This window comes from Streptomyces sp. NPDC020490 (assembly GCF_044335305.1).
Lineage (GTDB): Bacteria > Actinomycetota > Actinomycetes > Streptomycetales > Streptomycetaceae > Streptomyces.
The window spans coordinates 108,569-132,870 of sequence record NZ_JBIRUY010000021.1; the positions used below are offsets into that span (position 1 = coordinate 108,569).

The window sequence follows — 24,302 nt, forward strand, 5'->3', positions numbered from 1 at the left end:
ACTGCGTGAACTGCGTGATCCGGGGGATCTCACAGCTTGCCGCCCCGCCCGCCGTCGCGCCGCGGCGGCGCGATCAGCGTCGACAGGTACGGCAGCTCACCGCCGTCGAGCTCGGCGGCCGGCCGGATCGACTCGCTCTCCAGACCGAGCGCCGAACCCCACACGGCATCACCGATCCGCCCGGTCTCCCGCAGCGCCTCGGCGACCTCACGGGCCTGCCGCCCGAACTTGTAGGCGACGACCGTGCCCGGCCCGCTCAGCGCTTCCTTGAGCACGGCGCTCCCGGCCGTGACGGGCACCAGCGTCAGCGGCTCGGTCCCCTCGGTGAGCACGGCGCCCGACCGGGCCGCCAGGTCCTGCATGGCGGTGATCCCCGGCACGGTCTCCACGACGGTGCCAGGCACCAGCTCGGCCACGGTCTGCGCGAGGTAGGTGAACGTCGAGTACACGTTGGGATCGCCGATGGTCGCGAAGGCGACGCGGCCGCTCTCCCGCAGCAGCTGGGCGACCCGCTCGCCGGCCACGTCCCAGGCGGCCTCGCGCCGCGCCCGGTCGGTCCGCTCGTTCAGCGCGAACACCACCCGGACGATCTTCTCCGCGGGCACGTAGTGCAGCACGGTCGCCTCGGCGCGCCCGCGCTCCAGGGTGTCCATCACCGGCACGACCACCACGTCGGCGGCGCGCAGCGCGTTGACGCCCTTGACGGTCACCAGCTCCGGGTCGCCCGGCCCGACCCCGACCCCGATCAGCCTGCTCATGACGTCCGGCACCTCTCCACGAACCTACGGGCGACACCGGGCTCGGCCGCCCAGTGCGTGTGCAGATAACTCGCGTGCACACCTCGCTGTACAAAACCTTCGACCCGCCGGACGGGGGCGCGCACACCCCAGGCGGGAGCCGCCCCCGCGCCGGGTTCGACGACCGTGCGGTGGAACTCGTGCCCGCGCATCCGCGTCCCCGCGACGGCGAGCACACTGTCGCCGACGGCCACGGCGTCCCGGTAGCCCAGGGTGAGCCGCTCGCTCATCCGGGCGGTCGCGTCCAGCACCCCGCACATGGGCTGCCCGTCCAGCTCCCGGCACAGGTACAGCAGCCCGGCGCACTCGGCGGCGACGGGCGCGCCGCCCAGGGCGAGGTCCGCCACCGCCTTGCGCAGCGGCTCGTTGGCGGACAGCCCCTCGGCGTACACCTCCGGGAAGCCGCCGCCGATGACCAGCCCGCTCGTGCCGTCCGGCAGCCGCTCGTCGTGCAGCGGATCGAAGGGCACGACGTCGGCGCCGGCCGCGGTCAGCAGTTCGGTGTGCTCGGCGTAGGAGAACGTGAAGGCGGGACCGCCGGCGACGGCGACCACGGGGGCCCCGCGCCCCGGTCCGGCGCCGGCCTGCCCGACCGGCGTCCGAGGGCGAGGCCCTGCGGACCGACGCGGATCCGGGGACGCGGCGCCCAGCACCTCGGCCGCGTCCCACGCCGCACACGACAGCGCTCCCGCACCGCGCGCCAGCGCCAGCAGCGCCTGAAGGTCGCATCCGTCGGCGACCTGCGCGCCCATCGCCGCGACGGCCTGCACCGCCGCCGTCTGCCGTTCGGCGACCGGCACCAGCCCCAGATGCCGCGACGGCGTCTCCACCTGCGCCGCCCGCCGCAGCACCCCCAGCACCGGCACCCCGGCCGAGTCCATCGCGTCCCGCAGCAGTTCCTCGTGCCGGTCGGAGGCCACCTTGTTCAGGATCACGCCCCCGACGCGCACCTCCGGGTCCCAGGAGGCGAACCCGTGCACCAGCGCCGCCACCGACCGGGACTGCGACGACGCGTCCACGACCAGCACCACCGGCGCCCGCAGCACCTTCGCCACCTGCGCGGTGGACGCCAGCTCACCCTCGCCCGCGGCCCCGTCGTACAGGCCCATCACACCCTCGACGACGGCGATGTCGCACCCGCGCGCACCGTGCGCGAACAGCGGGCCGACCAGCTCCGGCCCGCACAGGTAGGCGTCGAGGTTGCGCCCCACGCGCCCGGTGGCGAGCGCGTGGTACCCGGGGTCGATGTAGTCGGGTCCGACCTTGTGCGGGGACACGGCGAGCCCCCGCGCGGCGAACGCGGCCATCAGCCCCGTGGCGACGGTGGTCTTGCCGCTGCCGGAGGACGGCGCGGCGACGACCAGCCGGGGCACGGACGAGGGCACGGACGAGGATGTCACCACTCGATGCCCCGCTGGCCCTTCTGGCCCACGTCCATGGGGTGCTTCACCTTCGACATGTCGGTGACGAGGTCGGCGAGGTCCACCAGCTTCTCCGGCGCGTTCCGCCCGGTGATCACGACGTGCTGGGTGCCGGGCCGGCCGCGCAGCACCTCCACCACCTCGTCGGTGTCGACCCACCCCCAGTGCATCGGGTACGCGAACTCGTCGAGCACGTACAGCTTGTACGTCTCGGCGGCCAGGTCCCGCTTGACCTGCTCCCAGCCCTCGCGGGCCTTCTCCTCGTTGTCCATCTGCGCGTCGCGCTGGACCCAGGACCAGCCCTCGCCCATCTTGTGCCAGGCGACGGTCCCGCCCTCGCCGGAAGCGCCGAGCACGCGCAGCGCGTTCTCCTCGCCGACCTTCCACTTGGCCGACTTCACGAACTGGAACACCCCGATCGGCCACCCCTGGTTCCAGGCCCGCAGCGCGAGCCCGAACGCGGCCGTCGACTTGCCCTTGCCGATGCCGGTGTGCACGACCACCAGCGGCCGGTTGCGCCGCTGACGGGTCGTCAGTCCGTCGTCGGGGATGACACTCGGCTGTCCCTGCGGCATTACGCGGCCCTCCTGTTGCCCTGAACGTCCCTGACCAGCCCGGCGATCGAGTCGGCCCGCAACTCGTCCAGCGTCACCGCGGCACCCCCCAGCTCATCGGCGAGCCGCCCGGCGAGCCCCAGCCGCACCGGCCCCGACTCGCAGTCGACGACCACCGAAGCGACCCCGTCGGCGGCGAACAGCCGCGCCGCCCGCCCGGCGAGCGCCACCGGCTCCGGGCCTCCGGTGGCCCGTCCGTCGGTCACCACCACCACGAGCGCCCGCCGCGCGGGATCCCGCAGCTTCTCCACCCGCAGCACCTCGTGCGCCCTCAGCAGCCCCGCCGCGAGCGGCGTACGGCCACCCGTCGGCAGCGACTCCAGCCGGGCCGCCGCCGCGTCCACCGACGACGTGGGCGGCAGCGCCACCTCCGCGGCCGACCCGCGGAAGGTCACCAGACCCACCTTGTCCCGCCGCTGGTAGGCGTCCAGCAGCAGCGACAGCACGGCGCCCTTCACGGCGCTCATCCGCTGCCGCGCCGCCATGGAACCGGAGGCGTCGACCACGAACAGCACGAGGTTGCCCTCACGCCCCTCACGCGTCGCCTGCCGCAGATCGTCCCGGCGCACGACCAGCCCGCGCCCGGACCGCCCGCGCGCCCGCTGGTGCGGGGCGGCCGCCTGCACGGTCGCCGCCAGGTGCAGCTTCGTCAGCGCCCCCTGCGGCCGCCGCGCCCCTGTGGTCCGCCCGTGCTCGGTCCGTGCCCGCGAACGCCGCCCGGCGGCGCCCTCACCGATCCCCGGCACGCTCAGCACCTTGGCGCGGAACGGCTCGGCGGCCCGCGCGGGGGCCTGCTCCGAGGCCCCCGAGGCCTGCGGCTCGCCGCCCTCCCCGGCCTCCGGGCGCGCGCCCGTGTCCCCGCCCTGCGGCCCGGCGTCCGGCGCCGGCTGCCCGCCGCCCCCGTCCGGGCCGCCGCCGTCCGGGCCCGGGTCGGGGTCGGAGTCGGGGTCCGGATCGTCGTCGCGGGAGAACTCCTCCAGCGTCTCGTCGAGCTTGTTCTCGTCCAACCCGGGCGCGTCAAAGGGATTGCGCCTGCGCCGGTGCGGCAGCGCCAGCAGCGCCGCCTGCCGCACGTCCTCGGCGAGCACGTCGGTCCGCCCGGCCCACGCGGCCAGCGCGGTCGCCGTGCGCGCCATCACGATGTCGGCCCGCATCCCATCCACCTCGAACGCGCTGCACACCACTGCGATCTGACGCAGCGCCCCGTCGCCCAGCCGCACCTGCGGCAGCAACTCCCGCGCTGCCGTGATCCGCTGCCGTACGGCGGCCTCCTCGCCGGCCCAGCGCGCGGCGAAGCCGGCCGGGTCGTCGTCGTAGGCCAGCCTGCGCCGGACGACCTCCACCCGCTGGTCGGGCTCCCGCGAGGCGGCCACCTCGACCGTGAGACCGAAGCGGTCCAGCAACTGCGGCCGCAGCTCGCCCTCTTCCGGGTTCATGGTGCCCACGAGCAGGAACCGCGCCGCGTGCCGCACGGAGACGCCCTCACGCTCGACGTAGGAGGCGCCCATCGCCGCCGCGTCCAACAACAGGTCCACGAGGTGGTCGTGGAGCAGGTTGACCTCGTCGACGTAGAGGATGCCGCGGTGCGCGTCGGCGAGCAGGCCGGGCTCGAAGGCCTTCACGCCCTCGGCGAGCGCCCGCTCGATGTCGAGGGCGCCGACCAGCCGGTCCTCGGAGGCGCCGACGGGCAGTTCGACCATGCGCGCGGGACGCGTCGTACCGGCCCCCGGCTCGTGCGGCCCGTCCGGGCAGGACGGGTCCGGCGCCGCCGGGTCGCAGGAGAACCGGCACCCGGGAACGACGGCGACCTCGGGCAGCAGCGCCGAAAGGGCACGCACCGCCGTCGACTTCGCCGTGCCCTTCTCGCCGCGCACCAGCACGCCGCCGACCGCCGGGGACACCGCGTTCAGCAGCAGCGCGAGCCGCAGGTCGTCCTGCCCGACGACGGCCGTGAACGGAAAGGGGGTACTCACTTCTCGTCGCCCTCCAAGTCGCCTTCCAGCTCCAGGTAGGTGGCGCGCAGCCGCTCCAGCGTCTCCGCGTCCGGCTCCGCCCACAGCCCACGGTCCGCCGCCTCCAGCAGCCGCTCGGTGATCCCCCTCAGCGCCCACGGGTTGGACTGCTTCATGAAGTCCCGGTTCTCGGCGTCGAAGACGTACTCCGCGCTGAGCTTCTCGTACATCCAGTCGTCGACCACGCCCGCCGTGGCGTCGTAGCCGAAGAGGTAGTCCACGGTCGCCGCCATCTCGAAGGCGCCCTTGTAGCCGTGCCGACGCATGGCCGCCATCCACCGCGGGTTGACCACCCGGGCGCGGAACACCCGGTGGGTCTCCTCGCCCAGCGTCCGGGTCTTCACCTGGTCCGGTACGGCGGAGTCGCCGACGTACGCCTCCGGGCTCGCGCCCGTCAGGTGGCGCACCATGGCGACCATGCCGCCGTGGTACTGGAAGTAGTCGTCCGCGTCGACCAGGTCGTGCTCACGCGTGTCGACGTTCTTCGCGGCCACCGCGATCCGCCGGAACGCCGTCTCCATGTCCCCGCGCGCCGCCCGCCCGTCCAGCCCGCGGCCGTACGCGTAACCGCCCCACACCGCGTACACCTCGGCGAGGTCGGCGTCGGAGCGCCAGTTGCGGGCGTCGATCAGCGGCAGCAGGCCCGCGCCGTACGCGCCCGGCTTGGAGCCGAAGACGCGGGCCGTGGCGCGGCGCCGGTCGCCGTGGGCGGCGGTGTCCTCGTCGGCGTGCGCCTTGACGTGGTTCTGGTCGGCCGGCTCGTCCAGCTCCGCCACCGCCCGCACCGCGTCGTCGATCAGCCCGACCACGTGCGGGAAGGCGTCCCGGAAGAAGCCGGAGATGCGGACCGTGACGTCGATGCGCGGCCGGCCCAGCTCCGCCAGGGGCACGATCTCGAAGCCGGTGACCCGGCGCGAGGCGTCGTCCCACACCGGGCGGCAGCCCAGCAGCGCCAGGATCTCGGCGATGTCGTCGCCCTGGGTGCGCATCGCGGACGTGCCCCACACGGTGAGGCCGACGGACTTCGGATACTCCCCGGTGTCCTGCAGGTAGCGCGCCACGAGCGAGTCGGCGAGCGACTGGCCGACCTCCCAACTGAGCCGGGAGGGGATGGCCTTGGGGTCGACGGAGTAGAAGTTCCGGCCGGTCGGCAGGACGTTGACCAGACCGCGGGTGGGCGAGCCCGACGGGCCCGCCGGGACGTAACCGCCGTCCAGCGCCCGCAGGATGTGCCCGATCTCGTCCGTGGTGCGCGCCAGCCGGGGCACGACCTCGGCGCACGCGAACTCCACCACCGCGACGGCGTCGGGGAGTTCGGCGCCCAGCACCTCGCGCACCAGCGGCGCGCTCTCCGCGACCGCCCAGTCACGCGCCTCCATGCCCTCCGCGATCCGCCGGCACAGCAGCTCCAGCAGGTCGATCGCGTCGGCGGCCGTGCGCGCCGGGCCGTCGACCAGGTCGGTCAGTTCGGCCGGCAGCTTCACCGGGGCGCCCGGCTCGGCCAGCAACTCCTTCTCGACGAGCCCGAAATGCGCCGCGAGCGAGGCCCGCAGACCCGGCAGCGCGTTCGCTTGCCCGCCCCACACCTGCGACGCCCGCAGCACTGCGAGGACCAGGTTCACGCGCGGCTCGCCGACCGGACCGCCGCCGAGGATGTGCAGGCCGTCGCGGATCTGCACGTCCTTGATCTCGCACAGGTAGCCGTCGATGTGCATGACGAACTCGTCGAACGCCGCGTCGTCCGGCTGCTCGTCGACGTGCAGGTCGTGGTGCAGCTCGGCCGCCTTGACCAGCGTCCAGATCTGCGCGCGCACGGCCGGCGCCTTCGCCGGGTCCAGGTCGGAGACGAGGGCGTACTCGTCGAGGAGCTGCTCCAGCTTGGCCAGGTCGCCGTAGGTGTCGGCGCGGGCCATCGGCGGCACCAGGTGGTCGACGACCGTGGCGTGCCCGCGCCGCTTGGCCTGGGTGCCCTCGCCGGGGTCGTTGACGATGAACGGGTAGATCAGCGGCAGGTCGCCGAGTACGGCGTCCGGGGCGCACCCCGGGCCGAGCCCCAGGCCCTTGCCGGGCAGCCACTCCATCGTGCCGTGCTTGCCCATGTGCACGATCGCGTCGGCGCCGAAACTGTTCTCCAGCCAGCGGTAGGCGGCCAGGTAGTGGTGCGACGGCGGCATGTCGGGGTCGTGATAGATCGCGATCGGGTTCTCGCCGAAACCGCGCGGCGGCTGGATCATCACCACGACGTTCCCGAACTGGAGGGAGGCGAGGACGATGTCGTCGCCGTCGACGTACAGCGAGCCCGGCGGCTCGCCCCACGCCTCCAGCATGGCGTCCCGCAGTCCGGGGTCCAGCGTGTCGAACCACGCCCGGTAGTCGGCGAGCGGCACCCGCGCGGGCGCGGCGGCCAGCTGCTCCTCCGTCAGCCACTCCACGTCGTGTCCGCCGGCCTCGATGAGCCGGTGGATCAACTCGTCGCCGCCGGAGGGGTATTCGGTGAGCGCGTACCCGGCGTCCCGCAGCGCGTCCAGGACCCGGACCGCGGACGCGGGCGTGTCGAGGCCGACCGCGTTGCCGACCCGGGAGTGCTTGGTCGGGTAGGCGGTGAAGACGAGCGCGACCTTCTTGTCGGCGTTGGGCTTGTGCCGCAGCCGCGCGTGACGTACGGCGATCCCGGCGACCCGGGCGGCCCGCTCGGGGTCGGCGACGTACACGGGCACGTCGTCCGGCCCCTGCTCCTTGAAGGAGAACGGCACGGTGATCAGCCGGCCGTCGAACTCCGGGATCGCGACCTGCATCGCCGCGTCCATGGGGGAGAGGGCGGCGTCGGACTCGTCCCAGGCGGCCCTGGACGACGTCAGGCACAGCCCTTGCAGCACCGGGATGTTCAGCGCCGCGAGCGCGCCCACGTCCCACGCCTCTTCGTCGCCGCCCGCCGACGCCTGCGAGGCGTGCGTGCCGCCGGCCGCGAGGACGGTGGCGGCCAGGGCGTCGGCCCGGCCCAGGACCTCGTACAGCCCGGCGTCCGCCCCGCGCAGCGAACCGCAGTAGACGGGCAGGGCGTTGGCGCCGTGCGCCTCGATCGCGTCGCACAGGGTGTCCACGAAGGCGGTGTTGCCGCTGAGTTCGTGGGCCCGGTAGAACAGCACGCCCACCGTGGGGCGGCCGTCGAGCAGGGCGCGCTCGCCGTGGACGCCGTACTCGGGCATCTGCTGCGGCTCGACGAACCCCTCGCCGGTCAGCAGCACGGTGTCGGACAGGAACCGGGCCAGCTCGGTCAGGTTGGCGGGACCGCCCTCCACGAGGTAGCGCAGCGCCTCGGCGACGACGCCGGCCGGCGCCGACGACTCGGCCATCAGCTCCGCGTCCGGCACGGCCTCCCCGCCGAGCAGCACGGTCGGCACGCCGGACGCCTTCAGCGCGGCCAGCCCGTCCTCCCAGGCGCGCTTGCCGCCGAGCAGCCGTACGACGGCGATGTCGGCGCCCGCGAGCAGCCGCGGCAGTTCCCCGGCGACGTCCACCCGGGTCGGGTTGCCGATCCGGTAGGAGGCGCCGGAGGCGCGGGCCGCCAGCAGATCCGTGTCGGCGGTCGACAACAACAACACTGTGCTCATGCGGGCGCTCCCGGTGGGATGAAGGGCAGTCCTTGCGGCGCGCCGGACTCGATGAGCCGCCACAGCGCGTCCGTGTCCGCGTGCTGTTCGATCAGGTCGCCGAGCCGGTCGAGCTGCTCCTCGCGCAGCGCGGCGAACGAGGTGCCGTCGGCGGGCACGAAACGGCGGCCCGCGGCGGCCGCCACCTCGCGCAGGAAGGCCCGCCGGAAGCCGTCCGACTCCAGCGAGCCGTGCCAGTGCGTGCCCCAGGTCTGCCCGACCCGGCAGCCGTCCAGGCTGTGTCCTTCGTCATCAGAGATGAACGCCTGCCCTCCCTCGACGGAGGCGACCCCGTGGTGGATCTCGTAGCCCTCGACCCGTTCGCCCAGGGCCTCGCCCACCGGCCGGGTGAGGGTCTTCTCGCGGGCGAACCGCACCCGCACGGGCAGCACGCCGAGGCCGTCGACGTGTCCGCGCCGGCTCTCCACGTCGTCCTCGATGTGCTCGCCGAGGATCTGGAAGCCGCCGCAGATGCCGAGCACCGGCCGCCCCTCGGCGGCCCTGCGCACCAGCGCCTCCGCGAGCCGCCGCTCGCGCAGCCACTGGAGGGCCTGCACGGTGCCCCGGGTGCCGGGGATCACCACGAGGTCGGCGTCCGCCAGCTCCTCGGGCCGGTCCACGAACCGCACGACGACGCCCGGTTCGGCGGCCAGCGCGTCCACGTCGGTGAAGTTCGACATCAGCGGGACCGCGCAGACGGCGACGCGGAGGACGTCCTCGCCCACCGGCGGGGCGGTGTTGGACTCCCGCACCGTCCCCCTCAGGGAAACGCGCAGTCCGTCCTCCTCGTCGATGCCGAGACCGTGCCGGAAGGGCAGCACGCCGTAGGTGTGCCGGCCGGTGAGCCCGTGCAGCATGTCCAGGCCCGGCTGGAGCAGGGAGACGTCGCCGCGGAACTTGTTGACGAGGAACCCGGCGACGAGTTCCTGGTCCTCGCGGGAGAGCAGGGCGACGGTCCCGAAGAAGGAGGCGAAGACGCCCCCGCGGTCGATGTCGCCGACCACGAGCACGGGCAGCCCGGCGTTGCGGGCGATCCCCATGTTCACGATGTCGGTCCGCCGCAGGTTGATCTCCGCGGGCGAACCGGCCCCTTCACAGATCACCGCGTCATACGTGCCCCGCAGTTCGGCGAGACAGTCGAGCACCGTCCCGAGCAGCTTCTGCTGCCGCCCGCCGTGATAGCCGCGCGCGCTCATCTCGCCCACCGGCTTGCCCATCAGCACGACCTGGCTGCGCTGCTCGCCGCCCGGCTTGAGCAGCACGGGGTTCATCAGCGCGGTCGGCTCGACGCGGCACGCCTGCGCCTGCATGGCCTGCGCCCGCCCGATCTCCGCGCCCTCGCGGGTGACGAACGAGTTGAGCGACATGTTCTGCGCCTTGAACGGCGCGACCTTGACGCCCTGTCGCACCAGCCAGCGGCAGATGCCGGCCGTGACGACGCTCTTGCCGGCGTCGGAGGTGGTGCCGGCGACGAGGAGTCCACCGTTCATTTCCCGTGTCCCTTCACGAGGCTCACGACGAGGCGTGCGGCGGCACAGGCGCCGAGCGCGAGCAGACCGACCCGCCGGGACAGCCGCACGGCCCGTTCGATGTCGGGCACGGCGACGGCGCGCCCGTCCCGGTTCAGCACCGGCCGGTGCTCGACGCGCCCCCCGTACGACAGCGTTCCGCCCAGCCGCACGCCGAGCGCGCCCGCGAACGACGCCTCCACCGGCCCGGCGTTGGGGCTCGGGTGCCGGCCGGCGTCGGCGCGCCAGGCCCGCACGGCGCCCCGCCGGTCGTCGCCGGCCACGGCCGCGAGTACGGCGGTGAGCCGGGCGCCCGGCCATCCGGCCACGTCGTCGAGGCGGGCGGAGGCCCATCCGAACCGCCGGTACCTCGGGGACCGGTGCCCGACCATGGCGTCGAGCGTGTTGACGGCCCGGAACCCGACCAGCCCCGGCACGCCGGCGACGGCGCCCCACACGAGGGCTCCCACCACGGCGTCGGAGGTGTTCTCGGCGACCGACTCGACGACGGCGCGGGCGATCCCGTCGGCGTCCAGGGTCTGCGGATCGCGCCCGCACAGGTGCGGCAGCCGCGCCCGCGCGGCCTCCACGTCCCCCGCCTCCAGGGCCCGCCCGATCACCCGGGCCTCCCGGGCGAGCGACGTCCCCCCGACGACGGCCCAGGTGGCGGCGCCGGTCAGCGCGACCGAGGCGGCGGGGGAGGGGCGTACGGCACGGGCGGCGAGGGCGCCCAGCGCCGCCGCTCCGCCCGCGCACACGACGGCGTGCAGCGAGCCCCACCCGCGGTGGTCCCGCCACAGCACCCGTTCCACGGCGCCGGCGGCCCGTCCGAACGCGGCGACCGGGTGCCCGCGGCGCGGATCGCCGAGGAGCAGGTCGGTCACGAGTCCGGCGGCGGCGCCGTACGCGAAGACGCGATCGGCACGCATCGGCTCAGCCGGCCGCGGGGTCGGGCAGGTCTCGGGCGGTGTTCCTCGGCCGGCAGCCGCGCATGGCGATATGTCCTCACTCAGGGTGTCCACGCCCTGGTTCGACGAGACCGGCGGTGAGAGTTCCTGGCTCCCGGGGCTCGCACCCCGGTGACAGTGGCGGGACCGCGCCGGACTCGCACCGGCTTCCTCTCCTGCCGCCGTAATTGGCCCCGGCAGTCCACCACGGGGCCGGAAGGGCCGTCAACCTGCCGCTGACCTGCGGCGGGGGAGTGTGCTGAGGCCCACACGCGAGGGGTCGCCGGGGTCGCGGGAACGCGTGGGGAAGCGCGCGGGAAACCGCGTAGGGAAACGCGTGGGGAAACGCCTGGTGCCGGGACGGATCACCGTCCCGGCACCAGGGGGAGTCGGACCGCGGGCCTCAGCCCTTGGCCATGATCAGGTTGATGCCGTACGCCACCGCCGCCGCGCAGGCGGCGAAGCACACGTACGCGCCGGTGACCGCGAGGGCCGCCGAGTCGCCCTGCGCCACCGCCCGCTCGCGGCGCGACAGGCCCATGACGCCCAGGGTGAACAGGGCCACGAGGCCCACGGTGACCCCGAGGCTGACGCCGAAGACGGAGCCGAGGGCTGCCCAGTCGATCTTCATGCTGCTTCTCTTCCTTCTGCCGGGGATCAGACCGCGGCGGCCGGCGGGGTGGCCGGGGTGGCGGGGGTGGCCGGGTCGGGGGTGGCGGTCGCGGGGGCCGGGGCGGCCGGCGACGGGATCGTCGCCGTGAGCTCCTCGGTCACCGGGCCGGCCGGGGGCGGCGTCACGGCGGCGATCGCCGCGGTGACCACGCCGTCCGGCTCCTCGACGTGGTTGACGTTGCTGTGGTCGACGACCTCGCGGCGGGAGATCTTCCAGATCGCGGCGCTGGAGGCGACCAGGAAGACGGCGACGACGGCGGTGCCCCAGTCGCCGAGACCGGTGACCGACTCGGCGAGCGCGCCGACCAGGGCGGCGGCCGGGAGCGTCAGCACCCAGGCGACGACCATCCGGGTGGCGGTCGACCAGCGGACCACGCCGCCCTTGCGGCCGAGGCCCGCGCCCATCACCGAACCGGAGACGACGTGCGTGGTGGACAGGGAGAAGCCGAGGTGGGAGGAGGCCAGGATGGCCGTGGCCGCGCTGGTCTGGGCGGCGAAGCCCTGCTGCGGCTGCAGGTCGGTCAGGCCCTTGCCCATGGTGCGGATGATGCGCCAGCCGCCGATGTAGGTGCCGAGCGCGATGGCCAGACCGGCGGAGAGGATGACCCAGGTGGGCGGGTCGGAGTCGGGGGCGACGACGCCGCCGGCGACCAGGGCGAGGGTGATGATGCCCATCGTCTTCTGCGCGTCGTTCGTGCCGTGGGCCAGGGAGACCAGGCCCGCGGAGGCGATCTGGCCGGCCCGGTAACCCTTGTCGGCGGCCTTGCCGTCGGCCTTCCGGCCGAGCGTGTACGACAGGCGCGTGGCGAACATCGCCGCCACTCCCGCGACGACCGGGGCGGCGACCGCGGGGATCAGCACCTTGGTCACCAGCACGTCACCGTGGACCGCGCCCATGCCCGCCGAGGCGACGGTGGCGCCGATCAGGCCGCCCATCAGGGCGTGCGAGGAGCTGGAGGGAAGCCCGACCAGCCAGGTCAGCAGGTTCCAGAGGATCGCGCCGACCAGTGCGGCGAAGATGACCTCGGGACGGATGCCGGTCTCGTCGACGAGACCCTTGGAGATCGTGTTGGCGACCTCCACGGAGAGGAAAGCGCCCACAAGGTTGAGCACGGCGGACATGGCCACCGCGACCTTGGGCTTGAGTGCGCCGGTCGAGATGGTCGTGGCCATCGCGTTGGCGGTGTCGTGGAAACCGTTCGTGAAATCGAACGCGAGTGCGGTAGCCACCACAATCGCGAGGATCAGCGAGAAGTTTTCCATTTACCCAGGCAATCGTTCGAGGTCATTGGCGCGTCGAACGTACGTAACCTGGGTGAACGGAAGATGAACTGAGGCGGGCCGCAGGGTGTCTGAAAAAGGGGGTCGGCGGTTCCGCCGTCCCGCCTGCCCGCGATGGCGGTGACGGCCGGGTTTCGCGTGGTCACGTACCGTGTTCCCGCTCGGAACGGCGGCGGGCCCGAGGGTGTCCTGGCAGGATCGCCGCATGGCTGAGCAGCGAGCGGACCGGCGGGGCGGACGAGGCGGACGGGATGCCCGGGAGGGTGCGCGGACCGGCCCGGCGGAGCGGGGGAGGGCGGTGCGGGCCGAGGAGGTGCGCGCCTGGGGGGACCTCGTCGCCACGGCCCGGCGCACGGTGGCCGACGGGCTGGTCGTCGGCACGTCCGGCAACGTCTCGGTGCGCGTCGGGGACACCGTCCTCGTCACGCCCTCGGGGGTGCCGTACGACCGGCTGACCGCGGGCGACGTGACCGGCGTCGGCCTCGACGGCCGGCAGGTGCTCGGCTCGCTGGTGCCGACCAGCGAACTGCCCATGCATCTCGCCGTCTACCGCACGACCGCGGCCCGCGCCGTCGTCCACACCCACGCCGTGCACGCGACGGCCGTCTCCACCCTCGTCCCCGAACTGCCGACGATCCACTACATGGCCGCCGCACTCGGCGGACCCGTCCGGGTTGCCCCTTATGCGGCTTACGGCACCGATGAGTTGGCCGAGAACATGCTCCACGCCCTCGCCGGCCGCTTCGGCTGCCTGCTGCAGAACCACGGCACCGTCACCTACGGCGCGACCCTCGAACAGGCCTACGACCGCACGGCCCAGCTCGAGTGGATGTGCCGTCTGTGGCTGACGGCGTCCGCGGTCCCGGGGCTGTCACCGTCCCTGCTGACGGCGGAGCAGCTGGCGGACGTGGGGGAGCGGCTGCGCGGATACGGACAGCGCGACCGACCCGCCCCGGACGCACCTACCTCGGACGCACCTACCTCGGACGCACCTACCTCGGACTGACCCGCCCCGGCCCGGCCCGCTTCGGACGCACCTACCCCGGACCGGCCCGCCTCGGGCCGACCCGCCTCTGATCCACCCCGGCGTACTTCGGCGGACCCCGGCGCACCCCCGGTGACCCGCCGGTCCCGCCCGTCCCGCCCGTCCCACCCCGGCTCCGCCCCCGCGCACATCGCCGCGTCACTCCGCCCCGTCCGCCCGCTGGCCGGTGACGCGGTCGGCCGGGACACTGGACGGGTGCGCACCGTCAAAGCATCGGCCGCCGCCGTCACCGCCGCCCTGGCGGCCGGCGCGGCGAGCGTGGCCGCCGGCCGGCTGGCCAGCGACGCCGCGCTCAGGGCGCAGCCGGGCAGGCCCCTGCCCACCGAACCCCGGCTCACCGTGCACGCCACGGCCCCGGACCGGATCGCCCTGACCCGCGACCTCGCCTCGACGCGCCCCGGCACCTACGGCCTCACCGACGCCGGCGCCCACGCCGTCGTCGGCCCCGTCCTGGGCACCGCGGGGAACTCCGCCGACGCGGTCGTGCGCCGTCTGGAACGCGTCACGCGCGGCACCCTCGAACCCGGCGACAAGGTGTGGTTCACCCCCAACCTCCACGTCGGCGACCCGGGCACCGCACTCGGCCTCGACCACGCCGAGGTCGGCATCCCCGGCGAACTCGGCTCCCTGCCCGCCTGGTTCGTCCACGGCGTGCGGCAGACCTGGGTGATCGCGGTGCACGGCCTGGGCACCACCCGCGAACTCGCCCTGAACGTCATGGAGTTCCTGCACGGCCGGCGCTTCCCGGTGCTCGCCCTCGCCTACCGCGGCGACCCCGGCGCCCCCCGCTCCCCGGACGGCCTGAGCCACCTGGGCGAGACCGAGTGGCGCGACCTGGACGCGGCGATCCGCTACGCCGTGCGGCAGGGCGCCCGGCAGGTCGTCCTGTACGGCTGGTCCACCGGCGCCACCATGGCGCTGCGCGCCGCGCTGCACTCGGGTGTGCGCGAGCGCGTCTCCGGCCTGGTCCTGGACTCCCCGGTCCTCGACTGGACGACGACGCTGCGCGCCCTCGCCGCGGCCCGCCGCACGCCGGCCCCCCTGCTGCCGCTCGCCGTGCGGGCCGCGCAGGGCCGCACCGGCCTGTACGGCGACCGCTCGGCCGGCCTGGTGGACGCGGCCCGGCTCACCGTCCCGGCCCTCGTCTTCCACGGCCCGGGCGACACCCTGGCCCCCTGGGAGCTCTCCCGCGGCCTCGCCCGCGCCCTGCCCGGCCTCGTCGCCCTGCACACGGTCCGGGACGCCCCGCACGGAGCGATGTGGAACGCCGACCCGGCGGCCTACGAGGAGGCGCTGCGCCGCTTCCTCACCCCCCTGATGTGAGCCGCGGCGAGCCCCCTCCCGGCCCCGGTCCCGGAGATTCCGTTTGCGGCCGCGGAAGTGGCCTGTTCCGGGTGCCCTGAGGCCCTGCGGAAGCCGGACTTCCGCCCTGTCCGGCGGTCATGGTGACATTCCGTTTGGGTTTTCGGACCGTCAACCGGAAGACTGCACCCGTGACGTCCCGTATCCCGCGCGACTCCAGGCTTCGACTCGTCCGCCCGCGACCCCTGGCCGCCGCCCCCTCAGCAGTGAACCAGCGGCGCCCGCGGCGCGCCGCCCCCCGCCCTCCGGAGGGCACACCGGCCCCCGCGGAACTGGCCAGGATGGCTCGCTCCGGCCTGGCCGCCGCGGCCCGCGTCGCGCGCTGGGCCGACACCGCGCTCGGCGTGGGCCGGGACGGCGTGACCGCCGACGGAAAGGCCACCCTCTCCGACGCGACCGCCGAACACGCGGCGGCGGACCTGGGCCTGAGCGTGGCTCAGGTGCGCGCCGACTGGGACATCGCCCGCCTCGCCGGCCTGGTGGAGGTGCACGGCGGCCGCGCCCGGCCCGGCTGGCGGCTGCGCGCCTGGGACCGCGACGACAGCGCCGTCCTGCGCGGCTGGGTCGCCCTCTTCGACGCCTGGTCGCTCGCCTACCCCGAGCCCGCGCACCACGAGCCCGCCGCCGTCGCCGAGGTCGTCTCGGCCATGCCGCAGGTGCTCTCCTTCCTCCAGCTGTCCGCCGGCCCGGTCCCCGTGGAGCAGCTCCTGGACCTCCTGGAGCAGCGGGTCACCGAACTGCGCACCGAGCGCTGCGAGATCCCCTACGGCCCCCAGCCCGATCCGGCCCTCGAGACCGGCTGGCAGGACACGCCCCTCGCGCCCCTCCTCGACTGGGCCCTGCATGCCCTCGCCTCCGTCGGCGCGCTCACCTGCGGCGACGGACAGGCCACCCTGACCCCGCTCGGCAGCTGGGCGGTCTGGGTCAAGCTGGAGCAGATCTGCGTCGCCGCCCAGAGCCCCGCCGGGAATATCGAGCAGAGCGCCGAGGACATGCTCCGCGGCTGCGCCCAGCTGCGCCCGAACGCCGCCCGCGCCGAGTACCGCGCCTGGCTCGCCGCCCGCCCCGTGGGCAGCGCCGTCACCGAGCTGCTGGCGGCCGCCCGTGGCGAGGACGCCCTGCTGCGCGGTCTCGCCTTCGAGGCGCTGCGCGTGGTCGGCGCCCCCGCCGAGGCGGACGTGCGTTCCGTGGCCGACGAGCCGACGCTGCGGCCCTACGCCCTGCTGTGGCTCGCCGAGCACGACGGCATCGACCCGGAGGACGCCCACGAGGTCCTCACCCGGGAGGAGGCCACCTGGCTGTGGGTGGACACCGCCGCCGCCGTCGCCGACCACGGCGAGGCACCCATGCTGGTGCGCCACCTGGAGTCCGCAGTGCAGGCGACCGTGCCGGCCCTGCTCGACGAGGTGCGCGCCGTCGGCCACCCCCGCACCGTGCAGGTCCTGGTCGCGCTGGCCGCCGCGCACCCCGACCCGGCCCTCGCCAAGGCCGTCCGCCGCGCCGCCTTCCAGGTGCACACCGGCGGGGACTAGCAACGGCGGGGAACAGCACCGGCGGGGAACAGCACCGGCCGCGGACCGGCCGGCCGGGGAGCGCGGAAGGGCTCCGGCCTCCGTCAGGCCCCGATCTCCGGGGCGTACGTGCCGAAGCTCCATATGTTGCCCTCGACGTCCCGGGCCATGTAGTCCCGCGCGCCGTAATCCTGGTCCGTCGGGGGCATGAGGATCTCCGCGCCGTGCTCCGCGGCGTGACGGTGGTGTGCGTCGACGTCGTCCACGACGACGTACACCCCGGTGGTGCCCGCGTCCTTCATGGCCGCGTCGAAGACGCCGCCGCGGCCCTTGGAGCCGATCATCACCGCGCCGTTGCCCTGCACCAGCTCGGCGTGCATGACCACGCCGTCCTCCCCCTCGTACAGCGACAGCTCGGTGAAGCCGAAGGCCTCCGTGAGCTGCCTGATCGCCGCTTTCGCGTCCGCGTACAGAAGCGTCGGACAGATGCTCGGACGCCCGCCGTGCGTGCTGGCCATACCGGTCACTCCCTCGGGATCACGCCGGAAATGTCATCCTCCGCCCAGTGTGACAGCGGCCACTGACAACGGCCCGCGCCCCGTGGAGCCGGAAAAGCGCTTGCATGCGCCCGTTAGACTTCTCCCATGGCCATTCTCCTCGCGCATTAGACGGCGGGAACGTCCTCAGCCGCCCACCCGCCAACCCCTGTCCGCCCTGGAGTCTGTCCGTGATCTCCGCTTCCGGTATCGAGCTGCGCGCCGGTGCCCGCATCCTCATCGAGAACGCCAGCTTCCGCGTCGCCAAGGGCGACCGCATCGGCCTGGTCGGCCGCAACGGCGCCGGCAAGACCACCCTCACCAAGTGCCTCGCAGGCGAGGGCATCCCCGCCGCCGGCACCATCACCCGCTCCGGCGAGGTCGGCTACCTCCCGCAGGACCCGCGCACCGGCGACCTGGACGTCCTCGCCCGCGACCGCGTCCTGTCCGCCCGCGGGCTCGACGTACTGATCCGCAAGATGCGCGAGAACGAGCAGCGCATCGCGAACGGCCAGGGCGCCACCCGCGAGAAGGCCCTCAAGCAGTACGAGCGCCAGGAGACGGAGTTCCTCACCAAGGGCGGGTACGCCGCCGAGGCCGAGGCCGCCACCATCGCCGCCGCGCTCAACCTGCCCGACCGGGTGCTGAACCAGCCGCTGCACACCCTCTCCGGCGGTCAGCGCCGCCGTATCGAGCTGGCCCGCATCCTGTTCTCCGACGCGGACACCCTGCTGCTGGACGAGCCCACCAACCACCTCGACGCCGACTCGATCATCTGGCTGCGCGACTACCTCAAGACCTACCGCGGCGGCTTCATCGTGATCTCCCACGACGTCGACCTGGTCGAGACGGTCGTCAACAAGGTGTTCTACCTGGACGCCAACCGCGCCCAGATCGACATCTACAACATGGGCTGGAAGCTGTACCAGCAGCAGCGCGAGGCCGACGAGAAGCGCCGCAAGCGCGAGCGCGCCAACGCCGAGAAGAAGGCCGCCGCGCTGCATTCGCAGGCCGACAAGATGCGCGCCAAGGCCACCAAGACGGTCGCCGCGCAGAACATGGCCCGCAGGGCCGACAAGCTGCTCGCCGGCCTCGAGGCCGTCCGGCAGTCCGACAAGGTCGCCAAGCTGCGCTTCCCGGAGCCCGCGCCCTGCGGCAAGACCCCGCTGACGGCCGAGGGCCTGTCGAAGTCGTACGGCTCGCTGGAGATCTTCACCGACGTCGACCTGGCCGTCGACAAGGGCTCCCGGGTCGTCATCCTCGGCCTCAACGGCGCCGGCAAGACCACCCTGCTGCGCCTGCTGGCCGGCGTCGAACAGCCCGACACCGGCATGGTCGTCCCCGGCCACGGCCTCAAGCTCGGCTACTACGCCCAGGAGCACGAGACCCTGGACCCCGAGCGCACGGTGCTGGAGAACATGCGCTCGGCGGCCCCCGACATGGACCTCGTCGAGGTCCGCAAGGTGCTGGGCTCGTTCCTGTTCTCCGGCGACGACGTGGACAAGCCGGCCGGTGTGCTCTCCGGCGGCGAGAAGACCCGCCTCGCCCTGGCCACCCTGGTGGTGTCCTCGGCGAACGTGCTGCTCCTGGACGAGCCGACCAACAACCTCGACCCGGCCAGCCGCGAGGAGATCCTCGGCGCGCTGCGCACCTACAAGGGCGCCGTCGTCCTGGTCACACACGACGAGGGCGCCGTCGAGGCGCTGCAGCCGGAGCGCATCATCCTGCTCCCGGACGGCGTCGAGGACCTGTGGGGTTCCGACTACGCGGACCTCGTCGCCCTCGCTTGACCGAACTCGTGATCAACGGCGTAGGGATCATTCGGCTCATCGTTGATCCGTCATCTGAGTGAGATCGCCTGGTACCCGGGTGTGTCCGCCATCGATTTCGCGGCCGAGTCCTCCATCACCGGGGGCTCGGCCGCCGCGCGTCGCTGACCAGGAACTTCGCCGGTGAACCCGTTCGGCCCAACGAACGCAACAGTGCGGAAGCAGGCGTTCCGCATGTGGGGATGTGCTCCTGTCGTCACAAGCCTGTCTCACGGACCTTGCCGAATGGGTGGCCATGAGCGCCCGGAGGGGTGATCATGAGGAGACCAGAGCGCACTTCCCATGAGGAGGCACGGGTGGCCGAGACTCTGAAGAAGGGCAGCCGGGTGACCGGCGCCGCGCGCGACAAGCTCGCGGCAGACCTGAAGAAGAAGTACGACTCCGGTGCGAGCATCCGGGCGCTGGCCGAGGAGACCGGCCGCTCGTATGGCTTCGTACACCGGATGCTGAGCGAATCGGGCGTCACGCTGCGTGGGCGTGGCGGGGCGACTCGCGGCAAGAAGGCCGCTTCGTCCTGACCCGGGCGGCCCATCGGCTTCGATGGTGGCCACCCGGTCGGTCTCCCCTCGGCCCTTGAGGCACCCGGGGGGACGTGAGGCCGGCCGGGTGGTTACTGTGCAGTCACTTAGCTCTGCTCTGCTGACCGCACTCATCGGAGGCGCCCCATGGCTTCGCCCGCCCAGGACCTCGGTCCGGTTCTCGACAAGGACGGCGTACGGCTCACCGTCGACGACGCGATCGCCACGGTGACGCTGACCAACCCGGCCAAGCGCAACGCGCAGAGCGCCCCCCTGTGGCGGGCGCTCGCCGAGGCGGGGCGGCTGCTGCCGGGGTCGGTCCGTGTCGTCGTGCTGCGCGCCGAGGGCCAGTCGTTCTCGGCCGGTCTCGACCGGCGCATGCTGACGCCCGAGGGAATCGAAGGCGAGCCGACCTTCCTCGACCTCGCGCGCAGCAGCGACAGCGAACTGGACGCGGCCATCGCCGAGTACCAGGAGGCGTTCACCTGGTGGCGGCGCAGCGACATCGTGTCGATCGCCGCTGTCCAGGGACACGCCATCGGGGCGGGCTTCCAGCTCGCGCTCGCCTGTGACCTGCGCGTCGTCGCGCACGACGTGCAGTTCGCCATGCGCGAGACCAGCCTCGGACTGGTCCCCGACCTCACCGGCACGCACCCGCTGGTGAGCCTGGTCGGTTACGCCCGGGCGCTGGAGATCTGCGCCACCGGGCGCTACGTGCAGGCCGAGGAGGCCGTGAGCACCGGCCTGGCGAACCTCGCCGTGCCCGCGGACCAGCTCTCCGACGCGGTGCGGGACCTGGCGTCGGCGCTGCTGGCCGCCCCTCGCGACGCCGTGATCGAGACCAAGGCGCTGCTGCGCGGCGCGCAGGGACGTTCGTACGACGACCAGCGCGCCGCCGAACGCGCGGCCCAGGCCCGCCGACTGCGAGACCTCGCCGGCCTCGGCGAATAGGCCCCGGCCGACAGCGGCTGGCGGCCAGCGGCGAGTCGCCGTGCCGGCGGACCGCGGTCAGCGGACCGGGTCGGCCGACAGCGGCGATCCGACCGCGCCAGCTGACAGCGGCGAGTCACCTGTGCCGGCGGACGGCGGTCAGCCGACCGGGTCAGCCGACAGCGCCAGCCGACCGCGCCGGCCGACAGCGGCCAGCGGATAGCGCTGAGCGCCGGCGGACTGGGTCGGCCGACAGCGGCGAGCCGACCGCGCCGGCGGACCGGGTCGGCGGCCAGCGGTGAGTCGAGCGCGCCAGCCGGCAGCGGCCGGCCGACGGGGCAGCCGGCCGCGGTGGCGGACCGCGGTGAGCCGATCGCCCTCAGCCGACCGCGGTCACCAGTACCGCCACCGTCGGGCGCCCGGGCAGTGTCCCGGCCACCGCCCCGCGGACCCGCCGGGCCACCTCCACGGCCCGGTGGCCCGCCGCCACCGCCACCTCCACCCGTACGTGGCGGTGCGGCAGGCCGGCCCGCGTCCGCCGCTCCTCGACGTGCACGGCGCGCCCCAGCACGGCCGTCAGCCGGTCCACGCCGGCGACGCCCAGGACGGCCGCGGTCACGCGTTCCTCGTCCGGCGTCCCCGGCCGGGCGGCCTCCGGCGACCGCGGCGACGCGACCGGCGTGCGCTCCGGCTCGGCGTCCAGCAGGGCCGCCACCCGCAGGTCCACCTCCGTCACCGCCGGCCCCAGCAGCCGCACGGCCGCGGCGGCCAGGGCCGCGCGCAGCCGGGCCGCCGTCGCCGGCAGCGGCTCGGCCGCCGACGCAGCGAACTCCGCCGTCACCCGCAGCGGGCCCGGCGGCAGGGCACCGGGCGGCGGCGGCACGACGGGCTCGGACACGTCCTCCGGGTCGGCCAGTCCGATCCGCAGCGCGTCGACCCGCACGCCGGACACTTCCCGCGCCGCCCGCCGCAGCACCGCCCCGGCCGCCTGCTCCGAGATCCACGCGCCGTCGCGGGGACCGCCCAGGGGCAGCAGCCGGCCGAGCGCCAGCCGCTGCCGTACCGCGTGCGTCCACTGCTCCGCCGTCATTGCTCCAGCCTGCCGCATATCCGGCGCACCGTGGCTCAGGCCCGCTTACCGTGGTCGGAGGGGGACCACAACGCGACCGCACGACCACGCGACCGGAAGGGACGTGACCGCGATGACCGAGATGACGGAGCGGAACCGGCCGGGGACCCCGGCAGGGCAGAACGAGGTGCCGGAGACTCCGGCAACGCGCAGGGTGCAGGCGGCGCGGCGCGGCAGCGGGGACCCCGCCACTCGCGGGCGCACCACCATCGCCGACGGCGTCGTCGAGAAGATCGCCGGAATGGCCGCGCGGGACGTGCTCGGCGTGCACACCCTGGGCAGCGGGCTCAGCCGCACCTTCGGCGCGGTGCGCGACCGGGTCCCGGGCGGCTCGAAGTCCGTGGCACGCGGGGTGAAGGCCGAGGTCGGCGAGGTGCAGACCGCGCTCGACCTGGAGATCGTCGTCGACTACGGCGTGTCGATCGCCGACGTCGCCAGGGCCGTCCGGGAGAACGTCGTGGCGGCGGTGGAACGCATGACCGGCCTGGAGGTCGTCGAGGTCAACATCGCGGTCAGCGATGTCAAACTGCCGGAGGAAGAGGGCGAGGAGCCGGAGCCCCGGATCCAGTGACCGGAGGGCCACCGGACCGTCCGCACCGCTGAGGGGAGCGCACCATGAGCAGGGCCGTGGTCGGCATGATCGCCGGAATGGCGCTGGGATTCGCCGGATACTTCGGCGGCTTCGGGGCCTTCCTGCTGGTGGCCGCCATGGGCGCGGTCGGCTTCGTCGTCGGCCGGTTCCTGGAGGGGGACCTGGAGGTCGGCGACTTCTTCCGCCCGCGTGACGGCCGGCGGCGGTGACGTCCGTGAGCGCCGGATCCGAAGCGTCCCGCAGGCCCCTGGCCGCCGTCGCGCCGGGCGAACGCGGGGCGCTCCGGATCGCCGACCGGGTCGTCGCCAAGATCGCCGGACAGGCCGCCCGGGAGGCGCTCGGCGAGCTGCCCGCCCCGGCCGCGCCCCCGTACGCCACCGTCGTGGTGCGTCACGAGACCGCCCACGTCCGCGTCCACCTCGAACTCGGCTACCCCTGCGACATCGGCGCCCGGTGCCGCGCCGTGCGTCGGCACGTGGCCCGGCGGGTAGGCGACTTGGTGGCAATGGAGGTGCCGGAGGTCGCCGTGCACGTGGAACGGCTGCACCTGGCCCCGGCGCACGACGCGGCACAGGGGAGGACGCGATGAGCGAGCCCCAGGGCCCCCAGGGCTTCGAGGGCACGACACAGCGGCTGCCGGTGGTCGAGCGGGACGCCGGCCCGGCCGAGGAGTACGGGCCACCGCCCCCGCCGCAGGGCGAGGGCGGCCGGGAGAGCCGCTTCTGGTCGGCGCGCCGGGTCCCCGCTGGCGTCACGGCGCTGCTGCTCCTGCTCGTCGCGGGCGTCTTCCTCTACGACGTCGCCGCCGTGCGCGCCCACCGCCCCGCCCTGGGCTGGCGCCGGGAGTTCGCCCGGCAGCTCGCCGAGCGGCCCCTCGACGACACCTGGGTGCTGCTCGGCGCGGCGGTCGCCGCCGTCCTCGGCCTGTGGCTGCTCGTGCTGGCCGCCACGCCGGGCCTGCGCGACGTCCTGCCGATGCGGCGCACCCACCCCGACGTCCGCGCCGGACTGCACCGTGCGGCCGCCGCCCTGGTGCTGCGCGACCGTGCCATGGAGGTGGCCGGCATCCAGTCGGTGCGGGTGCGGATCGGCCGCGCCCGCGCCGACGTGCGCGCCGTCTCGCACTTCCGGGACCTGGACGACGTACGCGCCGACCTGGACACCGTGCTCACCGACGCCGTCGGCGGCCTGGGGCTGGCCCGGCCGCCCGCCCTGTCGGTGCACGTGCGCCGGCCCGGACGGAAGGGGTGAGCGCGGTGCTCGCGATCGTCAACCGGGTGCTGATCGGGACCGCCGGCCTGCTGCTGTTCCTGCTGGGCGGCTCCGTGCTGGCCGTCGGGCTGGGCCTGCGTCCGCCGTCCTGGTGGATCCACCACGGCCGGCACGACGTGCTGCTCGACCAAGCAGAACGGATCCGCTGGCGGGACGCCGGCTGGTGGTGGCCGACCGTCCTGGCCGTCCTCGCCGTCCTGGTCCTGCTGGCCCTGTGGTGGCTGGCCGCGGTCCTGCGCCGGCACCGCCTCGGCGAGGTCCTGGTCGACACCGGCGACGGCGAGGGCGCCCTGCTGCGGGGGAAGGCGCTGGAGGGCGTGCTGGCCCGCGAGGCGGGCGAAGCGGACGGCGTCGCGGCGGCCCACGTCCGGCTCACCGGCCGGCGCACCGCGCCCGAGGCCCGCGTGGCTCTGCGTCTGGAGCCGCACGTGGACCCCGGCACGGTCCTGCACGACCTCACCGGCCGGGCCCTGAGGCACGCCCGCGACTCGGCGGGCCTCGCCGCGCTCCCCGCGGAGATTCGCCTCAGGAGCGTCAAGTACCGTGCGGAAAGGGTGAGTTGACGGCAGCGGAGGACGGGCGGGCCGCCGTGACCCGTGGCGGAGGACGGGCGGGCCGCCGTGACCCGTGGCGGAGGACGGGCGGGCCGCCGTGACCCGTGGCGGACGACCGGCGG

General features: G+C 74.4%; 22 protein-coding genes and 1 riboswitch. Of the genes, 11 read left to right on the forward strand and 11 right to left on the reverse strand.

The genetic code is table 11. The features are described 5' to 3' along the window. Positions 1–29: 29 nt before the first annotated feature. From cobI to ACH4ZX_RS22395, 9 genes are all read right to left on the reverse strand, one after another. A complete protein-coding gene (gene cobI, locus ACH4ZX_RS22355; RefSeq protein WP_398275388.1) occupies positions 30–770 on the reverse strand; it encodes a precorrin-2 C(20)-methyltransferase in 741 nt (246 codons plus the stop codon). Further along, positions 755–2,197, reverse strand: coding sequence for a cobyrinate a,c-diamide synthase (locus ACH4ZX_RS22360; protein WP_398275391.1), 1,443 nt, complete (start codon positions 2,195–2,197; stop codon positions 755–757). The genes cobI and ACH4ZX_RS22360 overlap by 16 nt, the downstream gene beginning before the upstream one ends. Beyond that, positions 2,194–2,793 carry a cob(I)yrinic acid a,c-diamide adenosyltransferase gene (cobO, locus tag ACH4ZX_RS22365; RefSeq protein WP_398275394.1) on the reverse strand — a complete coding sequence of 200 codons (600 nt, stop codon included), beginning with the start codon at positions 2,791–2,793 and terminating at the stop codon, positions 2,194–2,196. Before cobO ends, ACH4ZX_RS22360 begins: the two co-directional genes overlap by 4 nt. Beyond that, positions 2,793–4,805, reverse strand: a complete 2,013-nt coding sequence (locus ACH4ZX_RS22370) for a putative cobaltochelatase (RefSeq protein WP_398275397.1) — start codon at positions 4,803–4,805, stop codon at positions 2,793–2,795. The genes cobO and ACH4ZX_RS22370 overlap by 1 nt, the downstream gene beginning before the upstream one ends. Further along, on the reverse strand, positions 4,802–8,455 hold the full coding sequence (cobN, locus tag ACH4ZX_RS22375; RefSeq protein ID WP_398275400.1) for a cobaltochelatase subunit CobN: 3,654 nt from the start codon (positions 8,453–8,455) through the stop codon (positions 4,802–4,804). Before cobN ends, ACH4ZX_RS22370 begins: the two co-directional genes overlap by 4 nt. Further along, entirely contained in the window at positions 8,452–9,984 is a 1,533-nt protein-coding gene (locus tag ACH4ZX_RS22380; RefSeq protein ID WP_398275403.1) for a cobyric acid synthase, read from the reverse strand. The genes cobN and ACH4ZX_RS22380 overlap by 4 nt, the downstream gene beginning before the upstream one ends. Next, the gene (locus tag ACH4ZX_RS22385) at positions 9,981–10,931 is read right to left on the reverse strand and encodes a cobalamin biosynthesis protein (protein ID WP_398275406.1); all 951 of its coding nucleotides are present in this window, start codon (positions 10,929–10,931) and stop codon (positions 9,981–9,983) included. Before ACH4ZX_RS22385 ends, ACH4ZX_RS22380 begins: the two co-directional genes overlap by 4 nt. A gap of 120 nt (positions 10,932–11,051) precedes the next feature. Further along, positions 11,052–11,124, reverse strand: a riboswitch (cobalamin riboswitch). 228 nt (positions 11,125–11,352) lie between these two features. Next, positions 11,353–11,580, reverse strand: coding sequence for a hypothetical protein (locus tag ACH4ZX_RS22390; protein WP_360753094.1), 228 nt, complete (start codon positions 11,578–11,580; stop codon positions 11,353–11,355). A gap of 26 nt (positions 11,581–11,606) precedes the next feature. Then, positions 11,607–12,884, reverse strand: coding sequence for an anion permease (locus ACH4ZX_RS22395; protein ID WP_398275410.1), 1,278 nt, complete (start codon positions 12,882–12,884; stop codon positions 11,607–11,609). A 223-nt stretch (positions 12,885–13,107) separates the two neighbouring features. Between ACH4ZX_RS22395 and ACH4ZX_RS22400 the strand changes: the two genes are divergently transcribed. The 3 genes from ACH4ZX_RS22400 (at position 13,108) to ACH4ZX_RS22410 (ending at position 16,841) form a co-directional block, all read left to right on the forward strand. Continuing rightward, positions 13,108–13,908 (forward strand): class II aldolase/adducin family protein, encoded by an 801-nt coding sequence (locus tag ACH4ZX_RS22400; RefSeq protein WP_398275413.1) that lies wholly within the window; start codon positions 13,108–13,110, stop codon positions 13,906–13,908. A 234-nt stretch (positions 13,909–14,142) separates the two neighbouring features. Then, on the forward strand, positions 14,143–15,270 hold the full coding sequence (locus tag ACH4ZX_RS22405) for an alpha/beta hydrolase family protein (protein WP_398275416.1): 1,128 nt from the start codon (positions 14,143–14,145) through the stop codon (positions 15,268–15,270). 320 nt (positions 15,271–15,590) lie between these two features. Continuing rightward, on the forward strand, positions 15,591–16,841 hold the full coding sequence (locus ACH4ZX_RS22410) for a hypothetical protein (protein ID WP_398275419.1): 1,251 nt from the start codon (positions 15,591–15,593) through the stop codon (positions 16,839–16,841). An 83-nt stretch (positions 16,842–16,924) separates the two neighbouring features. On the opposite strand, the gene ACH4ZX_RS22415 is transcribed toward ACH4ZX_RS22410, so the two are convergent. Next, positions 16,925–17,338, reverse strand: a complete 414-nt coding sequence (locus ACH4ZX_RS22415) for a VOC family protein (protein WP_398275422.1) — start codon at positions 17,336–17,338, stop codon at positions 16,925–16,927. A gap of 209 nt (positions 17,339–17,547) precedes the next feature. Here ACH4ZX_RS22415 and abc-f point away from each other — a divergent pair, with 209 nt between their 5' ends. The 3 genes from abc-f to ACH4ZX_RS22430 all read left to right on the forward strand — a co-directional run bounded on the left by abc-f (position 17,548) and on the right by ACH4ZX_RS22430 (position 20,654). Further along, positions 17,548–19,146 (forward strand): ribosomal protection-like ABC-F family protein, encoded by a 1,599-nt coding sequence (gene abc-f / locus ACH4ZX_RS22420; protein WP_398275425.1) that lies wholly within the window; start codon positions 17,548–17,550, stop codon positions 19,144–19,146. Positions 19,147–19,481: 335 nt separating this feature from the next. Continuing rightward, positions 19,482–19,703 carry a helix-turn-helix domain-containing protein gene (locus ACH4ZX_RS22425; RefSeq protein WP_004002281.1) on the forward strand — a complete coding sequence of 74 codons (222 nt, stop codon included), beginning with the start codon at positions 19,482–19,484 and terminating at the stop codon, positions 19,701–19,703. A gap of 147 nt (positions 19,704–19,850) precedes the next feature. Then, positions 19,851–20,654, forward strand: coding sequence for an enoyl-CoA hydratase/isomerase family protein (locus tag ACH4ZX_RS22430; protein WP_398275428.1), 804 nt, complete (start codon positions 19,851–19,853; stop codon positions 20,652–20,654). A 358-nt stretch (positions 20,655–21,012) separates the two neighbouring features. Here ACH4ZX_RS22430 and ACH4ZX_RS22435 read toward each other — a convergent pair whose 3' ends face one another. Next, on the reverse strand, positions 21,013–21,723 hold the full coding sequence (locus ACH4ZX_RS22435; protein ID WP_398275431.1) for a nucleopolyhedrovirus P10 family protein: 711 nt from the start codon (positions 21,721–21,723) through the stop codon (positions 21,013–21,015). Positions 21,724–21,835: 112 nt separating this feature from the next. Here ACH4ZX_RS22435 and ACH4ZX_RS22440 point away from each other — a divergent pair, with 112 nt between their 5' ends. Genes ACH4ZX_RS22440 through amaP form a run of 5 tightly spaced genes read left to right on the forward strand, consistent with a single transcriptional unit; the run spans position 21,836 to position 24,189 of the window. Further along, positions 21,836–22,333, forward strand: coding sequence for an Asp23/Gls24 family envelope stress response protein (locus ACH4ZX_RS22440; protein ID WP_398275434.1), 498 nt, complete (start codon positions 21,836–21,838; stop codon positions 22,331–22,333). Between the two features lie 44 nt (positions 22,334–22,377). Then, complete coding sequence (locus tag ACH4ZX_RS22445) at positions 22,378–22,563, forward strand: hypothetical protein (RefSeq protein ID WP_398275437.1); 186 nt, start codon at positions 22,378–22,380, stop codon at positions 22,561–22,563. Next, the gene (locus ACH4ZX_RS22450) at positions 22,560–22,943 is read left to right on the forward strand and encodes a hypothetical protein (RefSeq protein ID WP_398275440.1); all 384 of its coding nucleotides are present in this window, start codon (positions 22,560–22,562) and stop codon (positions 22,941–22,943) included. The genes ACH4ZX_RS22445 and ACH4ZX_RS22450 overlap by 4 nt, the downstream gene beginning before the upstream one ends. Next, positions 22,940–23,605 carry a DUF6286 domain-containing protein gene (locus ACH4ZX_RS22455; RefSeq protein WP_398275443.1) on the forward strand — a complete coding sequence of 222 codons (666 nt, stop codon included), beginning with the start codon at positions 22,940–22,942 and terminating at the stop codon, positions 23,603–23,605. The genes ACH4ZX_RS22450 and ACH4ZX_RS22455 overlap by 4 nt, the downstream gene beginning before the upstream one ends. Beyond that, positions 23,602–24,189 carry an alkaline shock response membrane anchor protein AmaP gene (amaP, locus tag ACH4ZX_RS22460; RefSeq protein ID WP_398275446.1) on the forward strand — a complete coding sequence of 196 codons (588 nt, stop codon included), beginning with the start codon at positions 23,602–23,604 and terminating at the stop codon, positions 24,187–24,189. Before ACH4ZX_RS22455 ends, amaP begins: the two co-directional genes overlap by 4 nt. Positions 24,190–24,302 lie beyond the last annotated feature (113 nt).

Coding starts and splice junctions, on each gene's coding strand:
- cobO (WP_398275394.1), bottom strand. CDS start 2,793: ATGCCGCAGGGACAGCCGAGTGTCATCCCCGACGACGGACTGACGACC.
- cobN (WP_398275400.1), bottom strand. CDS start 8,455: ATGAGCACAGTGTTGTTGTTGTCGACCGCCGACACGGATCTGCTGGCG.
- ACH4ZX_RS22395 (WP_398275410.1), bottom strand. CDS start 12,884: ATGGAAAACTTCTCGCTGATCCTCGCGATTGTGGTGGCTACCGCACTC.
- ACH4ZX_RS22430 (WP_398275428.1), top strand. CDS start 19,851: ATGGCTTCGCCCGCCCAGGACCTCGGTCCGGTTCTCGACAAGGACGGC.
- ACH4ZX_RS22380 (WP_398275403.1), bottom strand. CDS start 9,984: ATGAACGGTGGACTCCTCGTCGCCGGCACCACCTCCGACGCCGGCAAG.
- ACH4ZX_RS22455 (WP_398275443.1), top strand. CDS start 22,940: ATGAGCGAGCCCCAGGGCCCCCAGGGCTTCGAGGGCACGACACAGCGG.
- ACH4ZX_RS22385 (WP_398275406.1), bottom strand. CDS start 10,931: ATGCGTGCCGATCGCGTCTTCGCGTACGGCGCCGCCGCCGGACTCGTG.
- ACH4ZX_RS22390 (WP_360753094.1), bottom strand. CDS start 11,580: ATGAAGATCGACTGGGCAGCCCTCGGCTCCGTCTTCGGCGTCAGCCTC.
- ACH4ZX_RS22415 (WP_398275422.1), bottom strand. CDS start 17,338: ATGGCCAGCACGCACGGCGGGCGTCCGAGCATCTGTCCGACGCTTCTG.
- ACH4ZX_RS22435 (WP_398275431.1), bottom strand. CDS start 21,723: ATGACGGCGGAGCAGTGGACGCACGCGGTACGGCAGCGGCTGGCGCTC.
- ACH4ZX_RS22445 (WP_398275437.1), top strand. CDS start 22,378: ATGAGCAGGGCCGTGGTCGGCATGATCGCCGGAATGGCGCTGGGATTC.
- ACH4ZX_RS22400 (WP_398275413.1), top strand. CDS start 13,108: ATGGCTGAGCAGCGAGCGGACCGGCGGGGCGGACGAGGCGGACGGGAT.
- ACH4ZX_RS22410 (WP_398275419.1), top strand. CDS start 15,591: ATGGCTCGCTCCGGCCTGGCCGCCGCGGCCCGCGTCGCGCGCTGGGCC.
- ACH4ZX_RS22440 (WP_398275434.1), top strand. CDS start 21,836: ATGACCGAGATGACGGAGCGGAACCGGCCGGGGACCCCGGCAGGGCAG.